Below are 25,743 nucleotides of genomic sequence, written 5' to 3' on the forward strand. Positions count from 1 at the left end.
GAGCGAGCGGTGCGGCGCTCCTACAGGTTCTGCATCTTGACTCACTGGTCTTAGGCCAAACCCGGCTTTCCCGCTATCATGTCGCCCATTTCCAGGCCCCCACGCCCTCCTCCTGATCAATAGCGAACCTGCCCATGGATACCCTCGCCCAACTGCGCGCCGGCCAACTGTCGGGCATCACCCGTCTGGATCTGTCCTGCGGCCTGACCGAGTTCCCCCGGGAAATCTTCGAACTGGCGGACTCGCTGGAAGTGCTCAACCTCAGCGGCAACGCCTTGCGCAGCCTGCCAGACGACCTGCACCGCCTGACCCGTTTGCGCGTGCTGTTCTGCTCGGACAATCAGTTCACCGAACTGCCCGCGTGCCTCGGCCAATGCACCGCGCTGACGATGATCGGCTTCAAGGCCAACGCCATCGAAAACGTGCCGGGCGCCGCCCTGCCGCCGCTGTTGCGCTGGCTGATCCTGACCGACAACCGCCTCACGGATCTGCCGACCAAACTGGGTGAACGCGCGCATCTGCAAAAGCTCATGCTCGCCGGCAACCGGTTACAGCGTCTCCCCGAAAGCCTGAGCCATTGCCATCGACTCGAACTGCTCCGCATCGCTGCCAATCAGCTCACCGAGCTTCCCGAGTGGCTGCTGACCCTGCCGAGCCTGACCTGGCTGGCGTACGCCGGTAACCCGCTGGAAACCGAAGCCGACGCGGCTGCGCTTGAAGCCACGGCGAGCATTCCCTGGTCCCAACTGAACCTGGAGAAAAAACTCGGCGAAGGTGCGTCGGGGGTTATCCATCAGGCGTTGTGGGAACAGACGAAACAGGTCGCGGTAAAGCTCTACAAAGGAGAAATGACCAGCGATGGCTCGCCGTTGCACGAAATGAACGCCTGCATCACCGCCGGCATCCACCCCAATCTGATCCGGGTCGAAGGGCGAATCGTCGGCCATCCGCAAGCGCAGGCCGGGCTGGTGATGCAACTGATCGATCCGAGTTATCGCAACCTGGCCGGGCTGCCGAGCCTGGCGTCCTGCACCCGCGACGTCTACGCCGACGACACCCGGTTCAGCGCTGGCGCGGCACTGCGCATCGCCAGTGGCATTGCTTCAGTGGCTGAACATTTGCACCGCCAAGGCATCACCCACGGCGACCTCTATGGTCACAACATCATGTGGAACGAGCATGGCGATTGCCTGTTGGGCGACTTTGGCGCGGCGTCTTTCCATGCCACTTCGGACAGCCTTGAAAGCCGCGCGCTGCAACGGATCGAAGTGCGGGCGTTCGGGGTGCTGCTGGGGGAATTGCTGGAGCGCATCGACTCGGGGTTGAGTGATGAACAGCGGGGCGCGTTAGAGGATCTACAGCAGCGTTGCTGTCAGCCGGATGTGCTGGCGCGGCCGGGGTTCAGCGAGGTTGTGCGGGAACTGGCTGAATTAAGCTAGCGGCAAATACAAAACCTGTGGCGAGGGAGCTTGCTCCCTCGCCACAGGCAAGCTCCCTCGCCACAAGTCAGACCACAAACTGTCGGAACCGCTTAACCCGCCAACCCGACAAACATATCCTGCACGTCATCGTGGTTATCGAGGCCTTCGAGGAACGCTTCGACTTCTGCCATCTGCTCATCGCTCAAACCACTGACCGGGTTCTTCGGCTGGTAGCCCAACTTGGCCGACAACACGGTGAAACCCTGCTCCGGCAGCGCTTTCTGTACCGCATCCAGGTCTGCAGGTTCGGTCAGGAACAGCGTCGCGCCGTCTTCACCTGGCTCGAAATCCTGGGCACCGGCTTCGATCGCAGCCATTTCCGGGTCGGCGTCAGGGCTGTCCGGGGACGCCTCGATCATGCCGACGTGGTTGAAGTCCCAGGCCACCGAACCGGAAGCGCCCAACTGGCCCTTACGGAACGCGACGCGGATTTCAGCGACGGTGCGGTTGATGTTGTCAGTCACGCATTCAACGATCAGCGGCACCTGATGCGGTGCGAACCCTTCATACGTCACGCGATGGTATTGCACGGTTTCGCCGAGCTGGCCGGAGCCTTTCTTGATCGCGCGTTCCAGGGTTTCGCGGGGCATCGAGGCTTTTTTCGCCTGTTCGACCACCAGACGCAGGTGTGCGTTGGTGGTGGTATCGGCACCGTTGCGGGCAGCGATGGTGATTTCTTTCACCAGTTTGCCGAAGATCTTGCCTTTGGCGTTAGCTGCCGCTTCTTTGTGTTTAACCTTCCACTGTGCGCCCATTACTCACTCTCTTGATCTGTGGCGCCGAGACATCTATTGGCCGACGCGTTGCGCAAGTTTATACGGCCTAAAGACGCCAATCGACCAAAAATTCCAAGATCTTCACCCCGTGACGAATCGACATCTTCATCAGTGTTTGTAGGGCGATTCTGAAAAGTCGATTTGCGGTGACGCTTCAGGGCTGTGGTTTCGTACCCTCTGCGCCCATCCTCCCTGGCAGAAGCGCGTTCGATGCACAACGACAAGGAAAGCCCCTTTACCCTGACACTGCTCGACGGCGGTTTGAGTCTGCAGGTGTTGCAGTTCAGCGGCCGTGAAGGTCTCAACCAGCCCTATCGATTCGACATCGACGTGATCGGCCTCGCACCGGCGATGCACCTCGACCAATGGCTGCAACAACCGGCGTTTTTGCGGCTGGCGGATAACCAGGGCATTCACGGCGTGATCCACAGCATCAGTCGCGAACATCGCGGCCCGCACCGGGTCGGCTATTCCCTGGTGCTGACGCCCCATCTGCAACACTTGGATCGACACAGTTTGCGTCGGGTGTTTCATCGTCTCAGCGTCCCCGCGATCGTGCGCCAGTTGCTGGAGGAGCATCAGTTGCCCGAGCACAGTTATCGTTTCGAACTGGCAAACGGCGGCTACCCGCCCCGGCCTTTTTGCATTCAGTACGATGAGAGCGATCTGGCCTTCCTGCAGCGGCTGTGTGAGGAAGAAGGCATCCACTATCACTTCGAACATCAGCCCGATGGACACGTACTGGTGCTGGCCGATGACAGCTTGAGTTTCCCCCAGGAGCCACTGTTGATGCCGTTCCAGGACGACGTATTCAACGACTCCGTCTTGCCGGTCATCAGCGAACTGTTCCAGCGCCATGAGCCGGTCCCCGCCCCGGCACGATGGGAAGCCAGAAACCGCGGCGCGCCGGTGGTCGGCGATGGAGCGGCTAATCATATGCTCGCCAGAACGGGCCCGGTCACGGCACGCCCTGCACCTGCACAGCTTCATCACGACCAGCTCAGCCGCCGACGGCTGGAACGCCTGCGTTGCCCGCAACGGCAGATCCACGGCCAAAGCAACCAGAGCGAACTGCGCAGTGGACGGATCCTGCAAGTGGCGCAGCATCCGCTCTCGAGTTTCAACGATCAGTGGCTGCTCACCGATATCCGGCACCAGGGGCAGCAGCCCTCGATTCTCGCCGAGGATCAGCCCGGCAGTGCCCGGCGCTATAGCAATCAGTTCACGGCCATTCCCTGGTCAACGGTCTTCAGGCCGGCGCTTAAACAGATCAAGCCGAGCATCCCGGGCTATCAGATCGCCCGGGTACTCGGCCCCGCCGGGCAACCGGCGGCACTCGATGATCAAGGCCGGATACAGGTCAGGTTATGGCCGACGCCGGCGTTCGAGGCGGATGAATCCGTCGGTCTCTGGCTACCGATCGCCCTCGCGGCGCCGGACGGTCGGATCGATCCGGCCAGGCTGCCCACGGCCGGCACCGACGTGCTGATCAGTTTTCTCGACAGCGATCCGGACCGGCCAGTGCTGTGTGCCGGCATGGGCCATCCAAAGCCTTCCCGGCCTGCTTCCGAGCCACGCCGCGATGGCCGTCTGCTACTCGATTGGCTGGTCAACCGCCCGGATCTCGCCCCTTGAGTTTCATCCCTTGTCGGCGCACCGGGAGTCTGGTGTAGGCAGGTCCGGCCTCTTCGCGGGCAAGCCGCGCTCCCACAGGGATTTGTGCTGGCCGCATATCTTGTGTACGACGCAAAACCTGTGGGAGCGTGGCTTGCCCGCGATCGTCGCGCCTCGGTCTACCTGACGAGCCCCAACCCAAAAAACGCCTGGATCAAGCGCAAATCCCGCCGCCGCTCCATGCACCCGATCATGTGCCGATTGACCAACCCCTCGCCAATAATCGGCACCGCCGCCACCCGCGGGTCATGGCTGACTTCCACCGACGACACCACGCCCACGCCCAACTCTGCGGCCACGGCCTCGGTCACTGCCTCGCGACTGTCCAGTTCCAGTAACACCCGTGGATTGATCCGGGCCTGAGCGCACGCCTCGTCGAACGTGCGTCGGGTAATCGAACTCGGTTCACGCAAGACCATGATCACCTGGTCCAGCTCCTTGAGCTGCACCCCTTTCGACTGCTGCGCCCACAGATGACCCGCGGGCACCAACGCGCAAATCCTCGACTCGCTCAACGCCTGCAGGTGCAGCCCCTTGCGCGGTTCGACCTCGGTCAGCACCGCCACGTCGGCATGCTCCGACAACAACGCCGCCAATGTTTCCTGAGCATTGCCCAACCGCAGGTTCACGGTGATCCCCGGATAACGCGCACGCAAACTGGCGAGCATCGGCATGACCATGTGCGGCCCGTCCGCCGCCACTTCCAGGCGCCCGGTCAGCAACTGCCGGTTGGCTTCCAGCATCACCTGCGCCTCTTCGGCCAGGCCAAACATCGCCCGAGTGATCGCTGCCAGTTTGGTGCCCTCTTCCGTCAGCTCGACGCGCCGCGCGGTGCGTCGCAACAAAGTGATCTGGTAGTGCTCCTCCAACGCCTTGATGTGCCCGGTGACCGCCGGTTGGCTGATAAACAGGCGCTCGGCGGCGCGGGTGAAGCTGCCTTCCCGAGCCACAGCGTCGAAGGCACGCAGCTGAAACAGATTCATGAATAACTCTCACTGATGGCTGGCATAACAATAAACAATTTGATTGATAGCTCACCGAATTGCAATTTATGTCCCGTAGCTTCATCCCACTGAGCTTTTGCGAGGACACAAGAATGAGTACTGCCGAGCCCATCCTGCTCACCCCCGGCCCATTGACCACATCGAGCCGCACCCGTCGGGCAATGATGGTCGACTGGGGCTCATGGGATGACCGCTTCAACCAACTGACCGCTAGCCTCTGCGAACAACTGCTGACAATCATCAACGGCGGCGACAGCCATCACTGCGTGCCGTTGCAAGGCAGCGGCACGTTCGCGGTCGAGGCAGCCATCGGCACACTGGTGCCTCGCAACGGTAAAGTTCTGGTGCTTATCAACGGCGCCTACGGCAAACGCCTGGCGAAAATCTGCGAAGTGCTCGGCCGTTCGTTCAGCACCTTCGAAACCGCCGAAGACGAACCGACCACCGCCGCCGACGTCGACCGCCTGCTGCGTGCCGATGCCAGCATCACCCACGTCGCGCTGATTCACTGCGAAACCAGCACCGGTATCCTCAACCCGCTGGCGGAAATCGCCCACGTCATCGAGCAGCACGGCAAACGCTTGATCATCGACGCCATGAGTTCGTTTGGCGCCCTGCCGATTGACGCCCAGGATGTGCCGTTCGATGCGCTGATCGCCGCCTCGGGCAAATGCCTGGAAGGTGTACCGGGGATGGGCTTCGTTTTTGCGCGAAAAGAAGCGCTGGCCAATGCCGCCGGCAATTCGCACTCACTGGCAATGGACTTGTTCGACCAGCACACCTACATGGCCAAGACCGGCCAATGGCGCTTCACCCCGCCGACCCACGTGGTCGCGGCGCTGCACGAAGCGCTGCTGCAATACAACGAAGAAGGTGGTTTGCCCGCACGGCATCAGCGCTATGCCAATAATTGCCAGGTGCTGCTCGATGACATGGCCAAACTGGGGCTGCGCAGCTTCCTGCCCACCGCGATCCAGGCGCCGATCATCGTCACCTTCCACGCGCCGAAAGACCCGCGCTATCAGTTCAAGGAATTCTACGAACGGGTCAAGGCCAAGGGATTCATCCTCTACCCCGGCAAACTGACCCAGGTCGAAACCTTCCGCGTCGGCTGCATCGGCCACGTCAACCAGGCCGAAATGCACGCTGCGGTGGCGGCAGTGGCCGAAGTGCTGCGCAAGATGGAAGTGTTGGAAATTTAATTCACCCCAGATCCCTGTGGGAGCGGGCTTGCCCGCGATAGCGGTCTGACGTTCAACATCAATGTCGACTGACAGGGCCTCATCGCGGGCAAGTCCGCTCCCACAAAAAGCCATTCAACGATTGCCAATTTTTTACAGGACTGACGCCATGAACTACAGCAACCCAACCAAACTCCAAGCCGCCATCCTCGACTGGGCCGGCACCGTGGTCGACTTCGGCTCTTTCGCCCCGACGCAGATTTTTGTCGAAGCCTTCGCCGAGTTCGACGTCCAGGTTTCCATCGAAGAGGCCCGCGGACCGATGGGCATGGGCAAATGGGATCACATTCGTACCCTGTGCGATCAGCCGCAAGTCGCCGAGCGTTACCGCAACGTGTTTGGTCGCACACCGACCGACGATGACGTCACTGCCATTTACAAACGCTTCATGCCGCTGCAGATCGAAAAAATCGCCGAACACTCGGCCCTGATTCCGGGCGCCCTGGACACCATCGCCAACCTGCGCCAACAAGGGATCAAGATCGGCTCCTGCTCCGGCTACCCGAAACAGGTCATGGACAAAGTCGTCGAACTGGCCGCCACTAACGGCTACGTCGCCGATCACGTAGTCGCCACCGACGAAGTGCCCAACGGACGCCCATGGCCGGCTCAGGCACTGGCCAACGTGATTGCCCTGGGCATCGACGACGTCGCGGCCTGCGTGAAGATCGACGACACGGTGCCGGGCATTCTCGAAGGTCGCCGCGCCGGCATGTGGACCGTGGCGTTGATTTGCTCCGGCAACGCGCTGGGTCTGGACTACGAAGGCTATCGCGCCCTGAGCAGCGATAAACTGGCCAGCGAACGCAAGCGCATTCACGCCATGTTCGAAGGCTCGCGGCCGCACTACATGATCGACACCCTCACCCATCTGCCCGAGGTGATCGCCGACATCAACAAGCGCCTGGCCAAGGGCGAGATGCCGCAAACCAACTGATTGCATCCCTCTCCCCACAAAAAAGCGTCAGTTCCTTTAACGGAACTGGCGCTTTTTTGTGGTCGATTACTTGATTCAGAGCATTGAACAGCCCATTGGTCTCAGGCAAATCCCCCAAACAGGATTACAGTTAACCCACGCCGTCGAACAAGAACGGTGACTTCAGACCAGACCTGTGAGGAAACACCGTATGCCCTGGAAGAATTCCGAATCACGCTACAGCACCGTATCGATCGCGCTGCACTGGTTGATGCTGGTTCTGCTAATCGTGGTTTACGCCTGCATCGAATTGCGCGGGATATTCCCCAAAGGCAGTGGCGGCCGGACGCTGATCAAGGAAGCCCACTTCATGCTCGGCTTGACGGTGTTCGTGCTGGTCTGGCTGCGGCTGTTCGCCCGCAGCCTGGGGCCGGCGCCGCAGATCTTTCCCGCCTCGCCTCGCTGGCAGACCCTGCTCGCCAAACTGATGCATTGGGCGCTGTATATTTTCATGATCACCATGCCGATTCTGGGCTGGCTGATTACCAGCGCCGAGGGGCATCAGGTGATGTTCTATGGCTTCGATCTGCCGTTGCTGATCGAAGAAAACAAACCGCTGGCCAAGCAGCTTGAGGGCTGGCATGTGCTCGGCGGGACGATCGGCTATTGGCTGATCGGCCTGCACGCCGTAGCCGGGCTGCACCACCACTATGTGGTGCGCGATAACACCTTGCTGCGGATGATGCCCAAGCGCGGTTGAGTTCGGTAAGTCAAGACGCAGAACCTGTGGGAGCGTGGCTTGCCCGCGAAGAACGATGACGCGTAATACCTGAAAACCGCGGTGCATTTTTCGCGGGCAAGCCACGCTCCCACAGGATTATCGTCACTCAAATTTCTTGGCCCCTCTCCACAAAAGTACAATGCGCCCATTCAGGTGCGTGAACTGAAACCCCGGCGGCCCTGCAAGCCGCCGGTATGGATGAAGATCAGTCGCGTGCCCCGGGAAAATTTACCTGCCTCGATTTGTTGCTTGAGCGCCAGCAGCGCTTTGCCGGTGTACAGCGGCTCGAGAGGAATGCCACTGACCTGTTCGGTCTGCTCGATGAACTCTAGTAACAGCGGATCGACTTTGGCAAAACCGCCACGGCTGGCGTCCAGCAGTTCATAGGCGGGATCGATCAGTCCGGCGTCCTGCACAATCATGTCGACCTGCTGCGCCACGCCATGGTCGTCAGGCACCGCCAGCGCGCCATACACCGGATGTTCGCCCGCCTCGGCCAGAACCAGACCGGCCAGGGTGGTACCCGTTCCGCAGGCCAGCCACCAGCCATCATAATTGCTCCAGCCCAAAGCACTCAGTTGCTCGCAAGCCATCTCCTTCAGCCGCATGCAGCCCTTCGCCCCAAGCAAGCCGCCGCCACCTTCCGGCACTGGATGTAGCTCGGGGTATTGCTCCCGCCATGGCTGCCAAAAGCCCGGTTCATGTCGCGCGCGATAACCGCCATAACCCAACCAGTGCAAGTGCATGCCGAATGCCTGCAAGTCCTTTATCGTCGGCGTGTCTTGCGGATGCCCACGCAGCAGTCCGACCGTGGTGAAACCAAAGCGTTTGCCTGCAGCGGCCAATGCATGGAGATGGTTGGAATGGGCACCGCCCAGGCTGATGATGCCTTGGGCGCCATTCTGGTCAGCGGCTTTGAGGTGTTCGATGAGTTTGAACCACTTGTTGCCGCTGATCAGCGGGTCGATCTGGTCCAGACGCAGGATCGCGACGTCGATGCCGGCAGTGGTGAGCCAGTCGAGGTGAAGGGATTCGAGGGGGGCTTGGGGTAGCCAGTCTGTTGGTGGGGAAAGCATTGATGCCGGCTCGATGTAAAGAGCCAGTATCTTAGCAGCCCACATGTGGCGAGGGAGCTTGCTCCCGCTTGGCTGCGCAGCAGCCACAGAATCAGCGACGTTGATTAACCTGACACTACATCATCGCTGATAGAGGGAGTCCTTCGGCCTCCAGCGGGAGCAAGCTCCCTCGCCACAGATTTTGTGTTGATTACAACTCAGCCGCCAACCGCGAACCCTGGTTGATCGCGCGCTTGGCATCCAGCTCCGCCGCCACGTCCGCGCCGCCGATCAAATGCACGTTCTGCCCCGCCGCGACCAGGCCGTCCTGCAACTCACGCAACGGATCCTGTCCGGCGCAGATCACTATGTTGTCCACCGGCAGTACCTGCGGTTCGCCGCTTTCACCGATACGGATGTGCAGGCCTTCATCGTCGATCTTCAGGTACTCGACGCTGTTGAGCATCTGCACCTGCTTGTTCTTAAGACCCGTGCGGTGAATCCAGCCGGTGGTCTTGCCCAGGCCGTCGCCGACCTTGGATGTCTTGCGTTGCAGCAGGAACACTTCACGGGCCGGCGCATGCGGTTCAGCCTTGATTCCCGCAACGCCGCCGCGCGCTTCCAGGTGTGTATCGATGCCCCATTCTTTCCAGAAGGCTTCGCGGTCCTGACTGGTGGCCACGCCCTGATGAACGAGGAATTCCGACACATCGAAACCGATACCGCCGGCGCCGATCACCGCGACGCGCTTGCCCACAGGTTTACGCTCGAGGATCACGTCCAGGTAGCTCAGCACCTTGGCGTGTTCGACGCCCGGAATCGCCGGCACCCGCGGCGCAATGCCAGTCGCCAGGATGATTTCGTCATAACCGCCATCGACCAGCTGCGCCACATCCACACGGGTGTTCAGGCACAGTTCGACGTGGGTGGTCTGCAATTTGCGGTTGAAGTAGCGCAGGGTTTCGAAGAACTCTTCTTTGCCCGGCACGCGCTTGGCGATGTTGAACTGACCGCCGATTTCGCTGGCCGAATCGAACAACGTCACCTGGTGACCACGTTCAGCAGCCACGGTCGCGGCGGACAGGCCAGCAGGGCCGGCACCGACCACGGCGATTTTCTTGATCTGCTGCACCGGCAGGTAATTGAGTTCGGTTTCATGGCAGGCCCGTGGGTTCACCAGGCAACTGGTCAACTTGCCGCCAAAGGTGTGATCCAGGCACGCCTGATTGCAACCGATGCAGGTGTTGATTTCATCGCCACGACCGGCCGCAGCCTTGTTGACGAAATCCGGATCGGCGAGGAAAGGGCGCGCCATGGACACCATGTCGGCATCTCCTTCGGCCAGAATCTGCTCGGCGACTTCCGGGGTGTTGATGCGGTTAGTGGTGATCAGCGGAATACTGACCGAGCCGCGCAGCTTGGCCGTGACTTTGCTGAACGCCGCACGCGGCACCTTGGTGGCGATGGTCGGAATCCGCGCTTCGTGCCAGCCGATGCCAGTGTTGATGATCGTTGCACCGGCCTGCTCGATGGCCTTGGCCAATTGCACGATCTCTTCCCAGCTGCTGCCGCCTTCCACCAGATCGAGCATCGACAGACGGAAGATAATGATGAAGTTCGGGCCGACCGCTTCGCGCACCCGGCGGACGATTTCCACCGGCAGGCGCATGCGGTTTTCGTAAGCGCCGCCCCAGCGGTCAGTGCGATGGTTGGTGTGGGCCGCGAGAAACTGGTTAATGAAATAACCTTCGGAGCCCATGATCTCGACGCCGTCGTACTCGGCTTTTTGCGCCAGGGTCGAGCAGGTGACGAAATCGCTGATCTGCTTCTCGATACCTTCCTCGTCCAGCTCTTTAGGCTTGAACGGGTTGATCGGCGCCTGAATCGCGCTCGGGGCCACTTGTTTCGGGCTGTAGGCATAACGCCCGGCATGGAGAATCTGCATGCAGATCTTGCCGCCCGCCTCGTGCACTGCTCGGGTGACGATCAGGTGTTTGAGTGCTTCTTCCTCGGTGGTCAGCTTGGCCGCGCCGGAGTAAACCCCGCCCTCATCATTCGGGCCGATACCGCCGGTGACCATCAGGCCAACGCCACCACGGGCACGCTCGGCGAAGTACGCGGCCATGCGCTCGAAACCGCCGGGCTTCTCCTCAAGACCCGTGTGCATCGAGCCCATCAGGGTGCGGTTGCGCAACGTGGTAAAACCCAGGTCCAGCGGGGCCAACAGGTGCGGGTAATGAGCGGCGGCCATCGGTAACTCCACAACGAGCGATCACGGAAAAAATGCAGGAGCTCTTCGGCCCCCGTCAGTCATGTTCGACAGACTAAGAGTCGCACCGCTGTCACTCAATGACCGTAACTGACAACTTATTGATCCAAATGTGCAGCGCCCCTTGGCAAGCGCGGGGATGGGCCCTACCCTAGTCGCGAACCCCGCACACGGCCGTTGACTGTTTCCCCATGCGCAAACTTTTGTACCTGACCTTCTCCATGGCGTTGATCGCCGTCCTCACGACCTACGCCATGTGGGCCGCGGACCGTCCGGTGGGTCATTACCTGTCGGATTTGCGTATCAGCCTTGCGGTCGATCAGGGCACCCCCGCCGATCGCGGCAATCTGCTGGGTATCCAGCCCGAGCTGTTCCCCACCGATTATCAAAGCCCCGAACGCTTGCACCGCAAGCTCGCGGCTTACTTGCAGAAGGCTCAGGATCAAGGCCTGCTGAATGAAAAAACCATCGTCGTACTGCCCGAACATGTCGGTACCTGGCTGATGATCAGTGGCGAAAAAGATGAGTTGTACCAGGCCACTACGCTCAAGGAAGCGATGAACTGGCTGGCGGTGAGCAATCCGTTGCAGTTCATCCGCGCCCTGATCAGTGCCGAGGGCGGTAGCCGTCTCGACGATGCGCACTTGCGGATGAAAGCCAAGAAAATGGCCAAGAGTTACCAGGCGCTGTTCGGCGGCTTGGCGAAAGAATTCGGCATCACTCTGGTGGCGGGTTCCATCGTGTTGCCCGAGCCGAGTGTCAGCGATGGCACCCTGAAGATTGGCCGCGGTGCCCTGTACAACAGCAGCGTCGTGTTCGGTCGCGACGGTTTGCCGATCGGCCAGCCGCAGCGGCAAATGCACCCGACTTTCGCTGGTCACGACACCGTCGATGCCAATTCCGAACACACGATCAACGTCGTCGACACACCGGCCGGACGCTTGGGCGTGTTGATCGGCAGCGACAGTTGGTATCCGGAAAACTATCGCAAACTCGACGATCAAGGCGCGCAATTAGTGGCGGTCCCGGCGTTCGTCGTCGGGCGCGGGTCTTGGGACCAACCGTGGCGCGGCTACAAAGGCCAGTCCACTCCGAGCTCTGTCAGTCTCAAGGCTGGCGAACTCAGCGAAGGTCAGGCCTGGCATCGGCTGACGCTGATTGCCCAACCGTCCGGCAGCCAGACCATCGCCGGCATGAGCGTGTTCCTGCGCGGTCAGTTCTGGGACAAGGGCAGCGCCGGTCAAAGCTTCCTCAGCAGCAACGGGCAACAATTCGCCGACGGCGATGCCCGGGGCGCGCGTTTGCTGAACCTCTGGCTGTAAGCCGATGAAACCGCAGCCGATGCGCCTCGGGGATTTGTCGGTGGGCTTCGTCCATAGCCTGGCCGACGCCGTGCGCAGCCATGGCCTGGACCCACAACCGTTGCTCGAACAGTACGGCCTCGACGCCGCGCGACTGGCAGAGGCCGGCGCCCGCCTCTCGATCCCGCGCTACATGCGCCTGGGTCACGGGGCCATTCAACTGACTGACGACCCGGCACTGGGTTTGCGCATGGGCCAGCTCAGCCGTCTGAGCCAGGCCGGCCTGGCCGGAGTCACCGCCGCCCAGGCCCCCACCGTGCGGGAAGCGGCGCGCTGCCTGATTCGCTTTGAAGCGCTGTATGGCTCCAACTATCGCGGCCAATCGAGCTTTCATGAAGATGCCCAAGGCGCCTGGCTGCGGTTCTATTCCATCAGTCCCTATAACGCCTACAACCGCTTCGTGGTGGATTCCATCATCGCCGGCTGGTTGCAGCAATTATCCAGCGTAAGCCCTGCCCCGCTACGCGCCGAACGGATCGAGATCGAATTCCAGGCGCCGGATTACCGTGAGGCCTACGCCGTGTTGGGGGATTGTCCGATTCAGTTTGGCGCCGAACAGAATCAACTGCGCCTGAACCTGGAGAGCCTCGCCCAGCGCAATCCGCAGCACTGCCCCAGTACCTGGCGGCACCTGCTGCAACTGTGTGAACGGGAACTGGAGCAACTGACACGCACCCGCAGCCTGCGTGAACGCATCACTCAGTTACTGGGGCCGTTGCTCAATGGTGGTCGGGAACCCGACCTGGAAGAAGTGGCGGCACGCCTGAAGCTGCCGACCTGGACCTTGCGTCGCAAACTCGCCGAGGAAGGCACGCAGTTTCGTGCAATTCTCAACGACACGCGCCGCGACCTCGCCATGACTTACATCCGAGACACCGAACTGGCATTCGGGGAAATCGCCTACCTGCTGGGATTTGCCTCTGCCGAAGCCTTTCAACGGGCTTTCAAACGCTGGAACGGCCAGACCCCCGGCGAGTTTCGCCGCAGTCATCGCCAATCCGCGTAAGGTTAGGAGGCGTTCTCAATAAGTTTCCCCGCTGCGCCCCCTAAAGCTCAGTAGCGTCTTCGGCTGGTTCCAGCGGGTCCAGTTCAAACGCCTGGTATTCGAGCAGTTCTTCTTGATAATCGTCCATTATTAAACCCCCATCGCTTGTTGAAAAAATCGCTTGAATAAATGACCAGCGCCCTGAGCATAAAGTGCCCGCATGAAAGAAAAATGACGCGGGCATTACACTACGTCGCTATGAATAAAACGTAGCAGGTGGTCAGGAATTTATCACAGGATTTTTTCGATACGAGCGGTAGGAATACGGCCCGATTTGATGTGGATCAATCTTGGAAAGTGTTGCGGGATCGGAGTCGTCTGACCCGATCCCATAACATTGGCCAATTACTGCCCGGAGACAGGCATGGCCGAAATTGGCTCAGTCGGTGCTGGCATGGTGCTTGAATCCGCCGGTGGAGCCACTGTTTCGGTGGACGAAGTCGGCTCGCTGCTCTGCACCGGGGTAATCGGCGCCGTTTCAGCAGGTGGCACAACAGGCTCCGAACTGGCTGGAGCGGTTTCAGTGGGTGCAGGTTCGGCTGCCGGCGCTGGAGCAGGCGCTGGTTCTGCCGCTGGGGTCGAGGTCGGCGCCAACTGAGCCGGCGCAGCCTTGGCTTCGGGCACACCCAGATCAGTCTTCGGCTTCTCGGTAATGTGTGCCGCCTTCTTCGCCTCCGGTGGCAGGAACAACTCGACCAAGGCAAAGAAACGCTCGTAGAACTTGGCCGAGGACACGGTTTCACTGGCGACCTTGACCATCGAATCGTCAGACGAGCCAATCGGCATCGATACCGAGCCCAACACACCGACACCGAGGCTGGCGGAGTTGTTGGTCTTCTTCAACGCATAACGGTCCTGCAGGGCGTTGGCGAACATTGTCGCGTGATGCCCTTCGCTGCCGTCATCGGCACAGACCACGCTGAAGCTGATCTCCATGTGGGTCTCGCCAGTCTGCTGGAAGCTCTTGTGTCCACTGACCAGCTTCGGATCGGCGCTGGTGATGATGTAACCCTGGCTGAGCAAAGCCCGACGGGCGGCCTCGCAGGTTTGCGCATCGGTCACTGGGTAATTGCGCGAGAACGTTCCGGAGTCGTCGAAGTTCTCATGCTCGTAGATGGCGGCTTTCTTCGACGAACAACCGGCAGCGGCGGCCAGCACCAAGGCCAGCCCGACAACACGCATGGGAATTGATTTAAACATTGAACATCCTGAGGAAAACGGTTCGGGGCGTATTGTGCAACAGATCGATGCTTAGCGTCGCACCGTTTGGTGTCTTGAAACAGTTACAAGTCTACTGACTGTTACTGACAGGAAAAAGTCGCGCGGTAAATAAGCAGGCGACGGGTAGCTCATGCCGTTTTTGTTTCACCCATAAAAAACCCCAGCCTAACGGCCGGGGTTTTGTGTCGCGCAAAGCTCAGTCAAGCATCAGAAACGCTTGATCTCAGCCTCGCTCTCCAACAGTTTGCGGTAAGCCGCGAAGTCTTGCTGGCCAATGCGCGAAGCGAGGAAGCGACGGTATTGAACCTTCTCCTCTTCGGTCGGCGCCGCAGCTTCGTTCACGCCGTTCAGACGCACGATCACCAGGCTACCATCGGCCAGGGTCACGCTGCTGAAGGTCGGCTTGTCTTTGGCAACCGGCTTGGGCATGCGGAACAGCGCTTGCAGCACAGTCGGATCGACCCCTTCCTGAGCACGCGTCGCAGCTTGAGTCACTTTCCAGTTCTGGCCATCGATCGCCTGGTCCAGTGCAGTCTTGCCATCGCGCAGGCTGACGATCAGTTGATCAGCCTTGGTCTTGGCGGCAGCACTGGCATGCTCCTTGGTCAGCTGCGCACGGATGCTGGCAGCCACGCTTTCCAGCGGCAGTTGCTCAGGCTTGCGGTGTTCCTTGGCGCGCAGCACGATCACGGTTTCCGGGTCCAGCTCGATGGCGGTGCTGTTGGCACCCTCATCCAGCACTTCAGGACTGAACGCAGCGGTCACTACGGCACGGTTGGCCGCAATTCCTTCGCCACCTTCCCGGCCGAATGGCGCGGACGTGTGGACAGTCAGCTTCAGGTCTTGTGCCGGCTGGGCCAGATCGGAGGCTTCGAACGACGAGTCTTCCAATTGCTTGGTCGCCTCGACGAAACGCTGCTCGACCTGCTGGGTTTTCAGCTCGCGGGTCAGCTTGTCTTTCAGGCTGGCAAACGTCGGCACTTCAGGGGCTTCAACGCCCAGTAGCTTGATCAGGTGGAAACCGAAATCAGTGCGAACCGGCTCCGAAACCTGATCCTTGGCCAACGAATACAGGGCTTTTTCAAACGCTGGATCGTAGACGCCTGGACCTGCATAACCGAGGTCACCGCCGTTGTTCGCCGAGCCTGGATCCTGGGAGAACTCCTTGGCCAGAGCCTCGAATTTCTCGCCTTTGGCCAGACGCGCCTGCACTTCTTCGATTTTGGCCTTGGCTTGCGCCTCGCTCACCTTATCGTTCACTTCGACCAGAATATGCGCAGCCCGGCGTTGCTCGGACAGGTTCGCGGTTTCTTTCTGATACGCCGCTTGCAAGTCTTCGTCCTTGACGCTGACCTGATCAAAGAACGACGCCTTCTTCAATTCGAGGTAGTCGATGACCACCTGATCCGGCGTCATGAATTCCTTGGCGTGTTCGTCGTAGTAGGCTTTGACTTCGTCGTCAGTCAGTTTCACCGCCGCAGGATCTGCCTTGACGTTCAAGGTGGCGAAATCGCGGGTCTGTTTTTCCAGACGGGCGAAGGCCAGAACCTGTGCATCGGTGACAAAGCCGCTACCGGCCAAGCCCGCACGTAGCTGACCGATCAGCATTTCCTGAGCCAGCATCTGGCGAAATTGCAGACGGCTATAGCCCAGTTGACGGATCACCTGATCGAAGCGATCGGCGTTGAATTTGCCTTCCACCTGGAATTCAGGCGTTTGCAGGATCACCTGATCCAAAGCCGCTTCGGAGAAAGCGAATTTCGATTTTTCTGCGCCTTGCAGCAGCAGTTTGCGATCGATCAGGCCTTTGAGGGCCGATTCGCGCAGCATTTTTTCGTCGAGCAAGGAAGCATCGAAATCCTTGCCAAGCTGTTGCATGAGCTGACGGCGTTGCATATCGACCGCCTGGTTCAGCTCGTTTTGACTGATTTCTTCACCATTGACCTTGGCCGCATCCTGGCTGTTGGTCGTCGCCTGGAAAATGGCCTCGATACCGGTGAAAGCCATCAGTACAACGATGATCCCGATAATGGTCTTGGCAATCCAGCCTTGTGAATTGTCCCTGATATTCTGCAGCATGCGTCCCCCAGAAACGGTTGAACTTCAAAATTAGGCAACCGTGGAGCGTGGGTAGAATCCGGATAGAAGAAAGGCGCATCCGAGGATGCGCCTTCTCGTAACTGGCGGAGCGGACGGGACTCGAACCCGCGACCCCCGGCGTGACAGGCCGGTATTCTAACCGACTGAACTACCGCTCCGCTGCCAAGTCAGGAATGACCCCGACCCGGATAGGCAAAAACCTGAATCGAACTTAGTTGACAGCTTCTTTCAGTGCTTTACCGGCTTTGAAACCTGGCTTTTTGGCAGCAGCGATTTCCAGCGTCTTACCGGTCTGTGGGTTACGACCAATGCGAGCTGGACGATCGGTTACGGAGAAGGTACCGAAACCAACCAGAACAACAGAGTCGCCAGCCTTGAGAGCGCCAGTGACGGATTCGATTACAGCGTCCAGCGCACGGCCAGCAGCAGCTTTCGGGATATCAGCGGATGCAGCGATAGCATCAATCAGTTCCGACTTGTTCACTCTAAGTCCCCTTATATCTATTTGAGTTTGATTCTAAGTTTTTTGGTGAAAGCAAAAAAACGAGTGCTGAATGGCCTACAGACACTTAAGAGCCGCTTTATAACAAGGGCTCTAAAAAACTGTCAACAAGCCCCCCAGGCAAATGCGTACTAATGCGTGCTAATTCTTTCCTTAGAGTCAGTCTCGCGTTTTTCATCCTTTGCAACGATCTCCGGAACCACATCCGGCAAGGGCTCCGGCGCGTATTGCAGCGCAATTTGCAGGACCTCGTCAATCCATTTAACTGGTTTAATCTGTAGATCTTGCTTGATATTGTCAGGAATTTCCTTCAGATCGCGTACGTTCTCTTCAGGAATGATCACCGTCTTGATTCCACCACGGTGAGCAGCCAGCAGTTTTTCTTTCAAACCACCAATTGCCAACACCTGACCACGCAAGGTGATTTCGCCGGTCATGGCAACATCTGCGCGTACAGGAATGCCAGTCAATGCTGACACCAGGGCCGTGCACATGCCTACACCGGCGCTAGGGCCATCTTTCGGCGTTGCCCCTTCAGGCATATGGATGTGGGTGTCGCGCTTCTCGTGGAAGTCCAGAGGAATCCCCAGGCTCTTCGCACGGCTGCGGACAACGGTCAGGGCTGCGGTGATCGATTCGACCATCACGTCACCCAGAGAACCGGTTTTGATCAACTGGCCTTTACCCGGAACGACCGCGGCTTCGATGGTCAGCAATTCGCCCCCCACCTGAGTCCACGCCAAGCCTGTGACCTGACCGATCTGATCCTGCGACTCAGCCAGACCGTAGCGGAATTTACGCACGCCCAGGAAGTGCTCGAGCATGTCGGCAGTGACCTTCACCGAGAAGCGTTTTTCCATCGCATGCTCTTTGACCGCCTTGCGGCAAACCTTGGCAATCTGGCGCTCCAGCCCACGCACACCGGCTTCGCGGGTGTAGTAGCGGATGATGTCGCGGATCGCTTCGGCGTCGAATTCCAGCTCGCCTTTCTTCAGTCCATTGGCCGTAATCTGCTTCGGCGAAAGGTATTTGACAGCGATGTTGATCTTCTCGTCTTCGGTGTAACCCGGCAGACGAATCACTTCCATCCGGTCCAGCAGCGCCGGCGGAATATTCATGGAATTGGAGGTGCACAGGAACATCACATCGGACAGGTCGTAGTCGACTTCCAGATAGTGATCGTTGAAGTTGTGGTTCTGCTCGGGGTCGAGCACTTCCAGCAACGCCGACGCCGGATCGCCACGCATGTCGCTGCCCATCTTGTCGATTTCATCGAGCAGGAACAGCGGGTTGCGGACGCCCACCTTTGTCATTTTTTGAATCAATCTTCCTGGCATCGAACCGATATAAGTCCGGCGATGACCACGAATTTCCGCCTCATCGCGCACACCACCGAGGGCCATGCGCACGAATTTGCGGTTGGTGGCGTGAGCGATCGACTCCGCCAGAGAGGTTTTACCCACCCCGGGAGGACCAACCAGGCACAGCACCGGACCACGAATCTTCTTCACGCGCTTCTGCACGGCGAGGTATTCGAGGATCCGCTCTTTGACTTCTTCCAGACCATAGTGGTCGGCGTCGAGAATGTCTTCGGCACGGGCAAGGTCCAGACGCACCTTGCTCTGGGCCTTCCACGGCACTTGAACCAGCCAGTCGATATACGAACGCACCACCGTCGCTTCCGCGGACATTGGCGACATTTGCTTGAGCTTGTTCAGTTCGGCCTGAGCCTTGGCCAACGCGTCTTTCGGCAGGCCGGCGGCATCGATACGCTTCTTCAGCTCTTCGATTTCGTTGTGGCCTTCGTCGCTGTCGCCCAGTTCTTTCTGAATGGCCTTCATCTGCTCATTCAGGTAGTACTCGCGCTGGCTGCGCTCCATTTGCTTTTTAACGCGGCCGCGAATGCGTTTTTCGACTTGCAGCAGATCGATCTCGGCATCCAGCAACGCCAGAACGTGCTCGACCCGGGCCGACAAATCGATGATTTCGAGGATTTCCTGCTTCTGCTCGATTTTCAGGGCCATGTGCGCGGCCATGGTGTCAACCAGGCGGCCTGGCTCGTCGATGCTGTTAAGCGACGACAGGACTTCAGCGGGGACTTTCTTGCCCAGCTGCACATATTGTTCGAACTGAGCCAGCAGGCTGCGGACAAACACTTCCGACTCGCGCTCAGGCGCGTCGACTTCGTCGATCAGCGAAACTTCGGCACGGCAGTGGCCGTCGACTTCGCTGAAGCGCTCCACGGCGCCCCGCTGCTCGCCTTCGACAAGAACCTTGACCGTGCCGTCAGGCAGCTTAAGCAGCTGCAGAACGGTGGCGATGGTACCTACGCGATAAAGTGCTTCTTCACCGGGATCGTCGTCAGCAGGATTTCGCTGAGCCAGCAGAAGGATCTGCTTGTCGCCCGTCATCGCTGCCTCGAGGGCTTCGATGGATTTCTCGCGCCCCACGAACAGCGGGATAACCATGTGCGGATAAACCACGACATCACGCAATGGCAGGAGAGGCAATTCGATGGTTGTCTTCATGATTTCGCCTCTACGGCGGCCATAAGGCCGTAAACAGATGGAAGTAAGCTTGAAACCAAGATGGGGGCTGTTTTCAAAAAAAACAAGCGGATAAAAAAACCACTTTAAAGATCGCCGCTTACGGTAGCGCCTGCGTGGGCCCGGATACATCCAAAAAGGTCGGATGTCATGCTGCCTTCACAGTGGTTCGACGATCCGACAAGCCAGCTCCCACAATAGCAAAGGGGCCCGAAGGCCCCTTCTTTATTTCAGCAGTGTGACGCTCAGGCGTCTGGCGCTGCCTTGGCAGCCGGCTCACTGTTTTCGTAGATATACAGTGGCTTGGACTTGCCTTCTATAACGCTTTCATCGATCACTACTTTACTCACCTCGGACTGCGAGGGGATTTCATACATAGTGTCGAGCAATACACCTTCGAGAATCGAACGCAGACCACGGGCACCGGTTTTGCGTTCCAGGGCACGTTTGGCGACCGATTTCAGCGCGTCAGCCCGGAATTCCAGGTCCACGCCTTCCATCTCGAACAGCTTGGCATACTGTTTGGTCAGAGCATTTTTCGGCTCGGTGAGAATCTGCATCAACGCAGCCTCATCAAGCTCGTCCAGCGTAGCAAGTACCGGCAGACGACCAACGAACTCCGGGATCAGACCGAACTTGACCAGATCGTCAGGCTCGACTTCACGCAGGGATTCACCGACTTTCTTGCCTTCTTCCTTGCTGCGCACTTCCGCGTTGAAACCAATGCCCCCCTTGGTGGAACGGTTTTGAATAACCTTTTCCAGACCGGAGAACGCACCACCGCAGATGAACAGGATGTTACGGGTGTCGACCTGAAGGAATTCCTGCTGCGGATGCTTGCGACCACCTTGAGGTGGAACGGAAGCGACCGTACCTTCGATCAACTTGAGCAGGGCCTGCTGTACGCCTTCACCGGAAACGTCCCGAGTGATCGACGGGTTGTCAGATTTACGTGAGATCTTGTCGATCTCATCGATGTAGACGATACCCATCTGGGCTTTTTCTACATCGTAATCGCACTTCTGCAGCAGCTTCTGAATGATGTTCTCGACATCTTCACCTACATAACCCGCCTCGGTGAGGGTGGTTGCGTCGGCGATGGTGAACGGAACGTTCAGCAAGCGGGCCAGTGTTTCGGCAAGCAGGGTTTTACCCGAGCCTGTCGGGCCGATCAGCAAGATGTTGCTTTTGCCGAGTTCGACGTCGTCATTCTTTTTGTCACGCTGGTTCAAACGCTTGTAGTGGTTGTACACCGCTACGGCCAGAACCTTTTTCGCACGCTCCTGACCAATCACGTACTGATCAAGGATGCCGCTGATTTCTTTAGGCGAAGGCAATTTATGCGCGCTGCTTTCGGCCTGGGCTTCCTGCACCTCCTCACGGATGATGTCATTGCACAGGTCGACGCACTCGTCGCAGATAAAGACCGAGGGGCCGGCAATCAATTTGCGTACTTCATGCTGGCTTTTGCCACAGAAGGAGCAATAGAGCAGCTTGCCGTTGTCCTCGCCGTTGCGGGTGTCAGTCATTCGTTCGATCCAAATCCGATAGGCTTGCAACACAAGATGAAGGCTATTGCGGGCTTTTTCAAGCCCGCCGGTGATCAGACCAGCTGACCAACCCTATTTTGAGCTGCTTATTATTAAGCGGGGCGCTGGTTGATCACTTCATCGATCAACCCGTATTCACGCGCGGCTTCAGCGCTCATGAAATTATCGCGGTTGGTATCGCGCTCGATTTCTTCAAGAGTGCGCCCGCTATGCTTGGCCATCAGCGTGTTGAGACGCTCACGAATGAAGAGGATTTCCTTGGCATGGATTTCGATATCCGAAGCCTGGCCCTGGAAACCGCCCAGTGGCTGGTGAATCATCACACGCGAGTTCGGCAGGCAGTAACGCTTGCCCTGGGCACCGGCCGTCAGAAGAAACGCGCCCATGCTGCACGCCTGACCGATACAAGTGGTCGACACGTTTGGCTTGATGAACTGCATGGTGTCATAGATCGACATGCCCGCCGTGACCGAACCGCCCGGGGAGTTGATATAGAGATGGATGTCCTTGTCCGGGTTTTCCGCTTCAAGGAACAGCAGTTGCGCACAGATCAGGTTGGCCATGTAGTCCTCTACCGGACCAACCAGAAAAATCACTCGCTCCTTGAGAAGGCGCGAGTAGATGTCATAGGCGCGCTCGCCACGAGCAGACTGCTCGACAACCATCGGGACCAGGCCGCCTGCGGCCTGGATATCAGAGTTCTGCTGAATATAGGAATTACGGAACATGCTCTGCAGTCACTCCCAAATAGTTATGTCTTGAATACGCATAAGCCAGCACGAAGGCTGGCTTATGGTGTGTGCTTCTTACCGCAAAAACGATCAGTCGGCTTGTGGAGCTTCTACCGGCTTGACAGCTTCTTCGTAAGAGACCGATTTGTCGGTCACGCTAGCTTTCTGCAGAACAGTATCCACAACTTGTTCTTCCAGCACAACCGAACGGACTTCGTTCAGTTGCTGGTCGTTCTTGTAGTACCAAGACACAACCTGCTCAGGCTCCTGGTAAGCCGAAGCCATTTCCTGAATCATCTCGCGAACGCGGGCTTCGTCAGGCTTGAGGTCGAATTGCTTGACCACTTCAGCCACGATCAGACCCAGCACAACGCGGCGCTTGGCTTGCTCTTCGAACAGCTCGGCCGGCAGTTGGTCAGGCTTGATGTTGCCACCGAACTGCTGAACAGCCTGCACGCGCAGACGGTCAACTTCGTTGGACAGCAGCGCCTTTGGCACTTCGATCGGGTTGGTGGCCAGCAGACCGTCCATAACCTGATTCTTGACCTTGGATTTGATCGCCTGACGCAGTTCGCGCTCCATGTTCTTGCGAACTTCGGTGCGGAAGCCTTCCAGACCGGTTTCCTTGATGCCGAATTGAGCGAAGAATTCTTCGGTCAGCTCTGGCAGTTTAGGCTCGGAAACAGTGTTCACGGTTACGGTGAACTCAGCGGTTTTGCCTGCCAGGTCGAGGTTCTGATAGTCCTCAGGGAAGGTCAGGTTCAGAACGCGCTCTTCGCCGGCCTTAGCGCCGACCAGACCGTCTTCGAAACCAGGGATCATGCGGCCGGAACCCAGCACCAGCTGGGTGCCTTTGGCGGAACCGCCAGCGAACACTTCACCGTCGACCTTGCCGACGAAATCGATGTTCAGTTGATCTTCGTTCTGAGCAGCGCGATCGGCGACTTCGAAACGGGTGTTCTGCTTGCGCAGGATTTCCAGCATCTTGTCCAGATCGGCATCAGCCACGTCAGCGCTCAGGCGCTCGACAGCGATACCTTCGAAACCGGCAACGGTGAACTCCGGGAACACTTCGAATACGGCTACGTATTCCAGGTCCTTGCCTGCTTCCAGGGATTTAGGCTCGATCGAAGGCTGACCAGCCGGGTTCAGCTTCTGCTCAACCACAGCTTCGTAGAAAGAAGACTGGATCACGTCGCCTACAGCTTCCTGGCGAGCGTCAGCACCGAAACGGCGCTTGATTTCGCTCATTGGCACTTTGCCTGGACGGAAGCCAGCAATCTTGGCCTTTTGGGCGGTCTGCTGCAGACGCTTGTTGACCTGGCTCTCGATGCGCTCAGCCGGCACGGTGACGCTCATGCGGCGCTCAAGAGCAGTAGTATTTTCAACAGAAACTTGCATGGATATTCCTCGTTGCACAGACGTTAGCCGGCCGTTTCCGACCCCAGAATCAAGGGCATGCATTCTAGTGGGTCAAACTCAAGAAGTCACCCTACTGAAAACGGGTAAAAAAGCAGCAGGCAATTTATAGGCGGGGACAAACGGTTGTGCCTCGCCCTGTTAGCAAATACAGCCAGTCATGCCAAGGCTCTGCACCAATCCTTCTATATATAGAAGGAATCGGCAATCCATCCCTGACAGCCGACCCCGCGAGGGGATCGGCGGGCAAATCGTGCATCATCGAGAAACATAAATACGATGAAACGACCTGCCCCTGCGACCCACAACCTGCAGTCGTCGACACTCAAACCACTGAAACAAAAAAGGCGCCAGACTGTTAAATCTGGCGCCTTTCGAAATATGGGGTGGACGATGGGGATCGAACCCACGACAACGGGAGTCACAATCCCGTGCTCTACCAACTGAGCTACGCCCACCATATTGCGTGACAAAGAAGCCAAACAACTTCTTTGCTGAGCCCCAACCAAGCCAAGCGGCAAGAGTGAAGCTTTATTTGGTGCGGATGAAGAGACTCGAACTCTTACGCCTCGCGGCGCTGGAACCTAAATCCAGTGTGTCTACCAATTCCACCACATCCGCGGATTGAAGCTGTTAAAGCAAAGGCGCCAGACTGTTAATCTGGCGCCTTTCGAAATATGGGGTGGACGATGGGGATCGAACCCACGACAACGGGAGTCACAATCCCGTGCTCTACCAACTGAGCTACGCCCACCATATCGCGTTACTTGTGCCAAAGTTGCCTAATGGCGCACCCGGCAGGACTCGAACCTGCGACCATCCGCTTAGAAGGCGGATGCTCTATCCAGCTGAGCTACGGGCGCCTTGTTAATCTGTACCCTTGAAGGACTACAAACTAAGTGCTTTTCAGCCTTGCGGAAGCGTAACCCCGCTCGACCTTCTCAACCAGTGCTAGGCTGTGCCCGACAAGTGCGACGAATAGTATAGAGCCCCCCAGAGGTCGTCAAATCCTTTTTAAAAAAAATTCATTTAATTAAAGGGGTTAGGGGAATTTGCAGACCAAGCGCCTTTGCCCTCACCTCATGACATGCGAGAATGCGCTCTCTTTTTTTCCCCTCTCGATGGTTAATCACGCGCAATGACTGCACAACTAATCGACGGCAAATCGATCGCCGCCAGCCTGCGCCAGCAGATCGCCAAACGAGTCGCCGAGCGTCGCCAGCAAGGTCTGCGCACGCCTGGCCTCGCGGTGATCCTGGTCGGCAGCGATCCTGCCTCTCAGGTTTATGTCTCGCACAAGCGTAAAGACTGTGAAGAGGTCGGCTTCCTTTCCCAAGCCTACGACCTGCCTGCCGAAACCACTCAAGAAGCACTGACCGATCTGATCGATCGCCTGAACGATGACCCGGCGATTGACGGCGTTCTGCTTCAGCTGCCCTTACCTCAACATCTGGACGCCTCCAAATTGCTGGAGCGCATTCGTCCTGATAAGGATGTCGACGGTTTCCACCCTTATAACGTCGGCCGTCTGGCCCAGCGTATTCCGCTGCTGCGTCCGTGCACACCTAAAGGCATCATGACGCTGCTGGAAAGCACCGGTGCCAATCTATACGGAATGGACGCGGTCATTGTCGGGGCGTCCAACATTGTTGGTCGCCCGATGGCAATGGAACTGCTGCTGGCCGGTTGCACCGTGACCGTTACCCACCGCTTCACCAAGGATCTGGCGGGCCATGTCGGTCGCGCCGACCTGGTGGTGGTTGCCGCCGGCAAGCCGGGCCTGGTCAAAGGTGAGTGGATCAAGGAAGGCGCGATCGTGATCGACGTTGGCATCAATCGCCAGGAAGACGGCAAGCTGGTCGGTGACGTGATCTATGAAACCGCCCTGCCCCGCGCCGGCTGGATCACTCCGGTACCGGGTGGCGTTGGCCCGATGACCCGCGCATGCCTGCTGGAAAACACGCTGTACGCCGCGGAAACGCTGCACGGCTGAGTTCACGCTGGCTTGCAGCGCCGCATAAAGGAACCCCGCCAGTCGCGGGGTTCTTTTTACCTGCAGAAAAAGCTCGAC

Annotated in this window: 19 protein-coding genes and 5 tRNA genes; 8 read left to right on the forward strand and 16 right to left on the reverse strand. The window is 58.5% G+C overall.

What is annotated here, in order from left to right; all coding sequences use genetic code 11:
• Positions 1-134 precede the first annotated feature (134 nt).
• Positions 135-1,439, forward strand: a complete 1,305-nt coding sequence (locus tag AB7M26_RS25020) for a leucine-rich repeat-containing protein kinase family protein (RefSeq protein ID WP_123496568.1) — start codon at positions 135-137, stop codon at positions 1,437-1,439.
• Between the two features lie 92 nt (positions 1,440-1,531).
• Here the strand turns inward: AB7M26_RS25020 and AB7M26_RS25025 are convergent, their stop codons facing one another.
• The gene (locus tag AB7M26_RS25025) at positions 1,532-2,236 is read right to left on the reverse strand and encodes a YebC/PmpR family DNA-binding transcriptional regulator (RefSeq protein ID WP_007903391.1); all 705 of its coding nucleotides are present in this window, start codon (positions 2,234-2,236) and stop codon (positions 1,532-1,534) included.
• A 231-nt stretch (positions 2,237-2,467) separates the two neighbouring features.
• Between AB7M26_RS25025 and AB7M26_RS25030 the strand changes: the two genes are divergently transcribed.
• Positions 2,468-3,892: a type VI secretion system Vgr family protein gene (locus AB7M26_RS25030; protein WP_123496566.1), complete on the forward strand. Its 1,425-nt coding sequence runs from the start codon at positions 2,468-2,470 to the stop codon at positions 3,890-3,892.
• Positions 3,893-4,050: 158 nt separating this feature from the next.
• Here AB7M26_RS25030 and AB7M26_RS25035 read toward each other — a convergent pair whose 3' ends face one another.
• Positions 4,051-4,914 (reverse strand): LysR substrate-binding domain-containing protein, encoded by an 864-nt coding sequence (locus tag AB7M26_RS25035; RefSeq protein WP_123496564.1) that lies wholly within the window; start codon positions 4,912-4,914, stop codon positions 4,051-4,053.
• Positions 4,915-5,027: 113 nt separating this feature from the next.
• Between AB7M26_RS25035 and AB7M26_RS25040 the strand changes: the two genes are divergently transcribed.
• The 3 genes from AB7M26_RS25040 (at position 5,028) to AB7M26_RS25050 (ending at position 7,852) form a co-directional block, all read left to right on the forward strand.
• Positions 5,028-6,137, forward strand: a complete 1,110-nt coding sequence (locus AB7M26_RS25040; protein WP_123496562.1) for a 2-aminoethylphosphonate--pyruvate transaminase — start codon at positions 5,028-5,030, stop codon at positions 6,135-6,137.
• Between the two features lie 148 nt (positions 6,138-6,285).
• Complete coding sequence (gene phnX, locus AB7M26_RS25045; RefSeq protein ID WP_123496560.1) at positions 6,286-7,113, forward strand: phosphonoacetaldehyde hydrolase; 828 nt, start codon at positions 6,286-6,288, stop codon at positions 7,111-7,113.
• A 190-nt stretch (positions 7,114-7,303) separates the two neighbouring features.
• Positions 7,304-7,852 carry a cytochrome b gene (locus AB7M26_RS25050; RefSeq protein WP_123496558.1) on the forward strand — a complete coding sequence of 183 codons (549 nt, stop codon included), beginning with the start codon at positions 7,304-7,306 and terminating at the stop codon, positions 7,850-7,852.
• A gap of 170 nt (positions 7,853-8,022) precedes the next feature.
• On the opposite strand, the gene AB7M26_RS25055 is transcribed toward AB7M26_RS25050, so the two are convergent.
• Both AB7M26_RS25055 and AB7M26_RS25060 read right to left on the reverse strand, forming a co-directional pair.
• Positions 8,023-8,949, reverse strand: coding sequence for a 1-aminocyclopropane-1-carboxylate deaminase/D-cysteine desulfhydrase (locus tag AB7M26_RS25055; RefSeq protein WP_123496556.1), 927 nt, complete (start codon positions 8,947-8,949; stop codon positions 8,023-8,025).
• Between the two features lie 190 nt (positions 8,950-9,139).
• Complete coding sequence (locus tag AB7M26_RS25060) at positions 9,140-11,179, reverse strand: NADPH-dependent 2,4-dienoyl-CoA reductase (RefSeq protein ID WP_123496554.1); 2,040 nt, start codon at positions 11,177-11,179, stop codon at positions 9,140-9,142.
• A 209-nt stretch (positions 11,180-11,388) separates the two neighbouring features.
• On the opposite strand from AB7M26_RS25060, the gene AB7M26_RS25065 reads away from it, so the two are divergent.
• Entirely contained in the window at positions 11,389-12,519 is a 1,131-nt protein-coding gene (locus tag AB7M26_RS25065) for a carbon-nitrogen hydrolase family protein (protein WP_123496552.1), read from the forward strand.
• A gap of 4 nt (positions 12,520-12,523) precedes the next feature.
• Positions 12,524-13,564: an AraC family transcriptional regulator gene (locus tag AB7M26_RS25070; protein WP_123496550.1), complete on the forward strand. Its 1,041-nt coding sequence runs from the start codon at positions 12,524-12,526 to the stop codon at positions 13,562-13,564.
• Positions 13,565-13,948: 384 nt separating this feature from the next.
• On the opposite strand, the gene AB7M26_RS25075 is transcribed toward AB7M26_RS25070, so the two are convergent.
• The 12 genes from AB7M26_RS25075 to AB7M26_RS25130 form a co-directional block, all read right to left on the reverse strand.
• Entirely contained in the window at positions 13,949-14,803 is an 855-nt protein-coding gene (locus AB7M26_RS25075) for a DUF2242 domain-containing protein (RefSeq protein ID WP_123496546.1), read from the reverse strand.
• A gap of 228 nt (positions 14,804-15,031) precedes the next feature.
• The gene (locus AB7M26_RS25080) at positions 15,032-16,903 is read right to left on the reverse strand and encodes a SurA N-terminal domain-containing protein (RefSeq protein ID WP_123496544.1); all 1,872 of its coding nucleotides are present in this window, start codon (positions 16,901-16,903) and stop codon (positions 15,032-15,034) included.
• A gap of 102 nt (positions 16,904-17,005) precedes the next feature.
• Positions 17,006-17,082, reverse strand: a tRNA-Asp gene (locus tag AB7M26_RS25085).
• A gap of 53 nt (positions 17,083-17,135) precedes the next feature.
• Positions 17,136-17,408 (reverse strand): HU family DNA-binding protein, encoded by a 273-nt coding sequence (locus AB7M26_RS25090; protein WP_002552737.1) that lies wholly within the window; start codon positions 17,406-17,408, stop codon positions 17,136-17,138.
• A gap of 149 nt (positions 17,409-17,557) precedes the next feature.
• Positions 17,558-19,954, reverse strand: coding sequence for an endopeptidase La (gene lon, locus AB7M26_RS25095; RefSeq protein WP_008073094.1), 2,397 nt, complete (start codon positions 19,952-19,954; stop codon positions 17,558-17,560).
• A gap of 263 nt (positions 19,955-20,217) precedes the next feature.
• On the reverse strand, positions 20,218-21,501 hold the full coding sequence (clpX, locus tag AB7M26_RS25100; protein WP_007946893.1) for an ATP-dependent Clp protease ATP-binding subunit ClpX: 1,284 nt from the start codon (positions 21,499-21,501) through the stop codon (positions 20,218-20,220).
• 113 nt (positions 21,502-21,614) lie between these two features.
• Entirely contained in the window at positions 21,615-22,250 is a 636-nt protein-coding gene (gene clpP / locus AB7M26_RS25105) for an ATP-dependent Clp endopeptidase proteolytic subunit ClpP (protein ID WP_007901795.1), read from the reverse strand.
• 93 nt (positions 22,251-22,343) lie between these two features.
• Positions 22,344-23,654, reverse strand: coding sequence for a trigger factor (gene tig, locus AB7M26_RS25110; protein WP_008011426.1), 1,311 nt, complete (start codon positions 23,652-23,654; stop codon positions 22,344-22,346).
• 400 nt (positions 23,655-24,054) lie between these two features.
• Positions 24,055-24,130: transfer RNA gene (locus AB7M26_RS25115), tRNA-His, on the reverse strand.
• 78 nt (positions 24,131-24,208) lie between these two features.
• Positions 24,209-24,293 (reverse strand) — tRNA-Leu (locus AB7M26_RS25120).
• 57 nt (positions 24,294-24,350) lie between these two features.
• A tRNA-His gene (locus AB7M26_RS25125) sits at positions 24,351-24,426 on the reverse strand.
• A gap of 32 nt (positions 24,427-24,458) precedes the next feature.
• A tRNA-Arg gene (locus tag AB7M26_RS25130) sits at positions 24,459-24,535 on the reverse strand.
• A 275-nt stretch (positions 24,536-24,810) separates the two neighbouring features.
• Between AB7M26_RS25130 and folD the strand changes: the two genes are divergently transcribed.
• A complete protein-coding gene (gene folD, locus AB7M26_RS25135; protein ID WP_123496542.1) occupies positions 24,811-25,665 on the forward strand; it encodes a bifunctional methylenetetrahydrofolate dehydrogenase/methenyltetrahydrofolate cyclohydrolase FolD in 855 nt (284 codons plus the stop codon).
• The last annotated feature ends 78 nt before the right edge of the window (positions 25,666-25,743 follow it).

The organism is Pseudomonas sp. F-14 TE3482 (genome assembly GCF_053629455.1).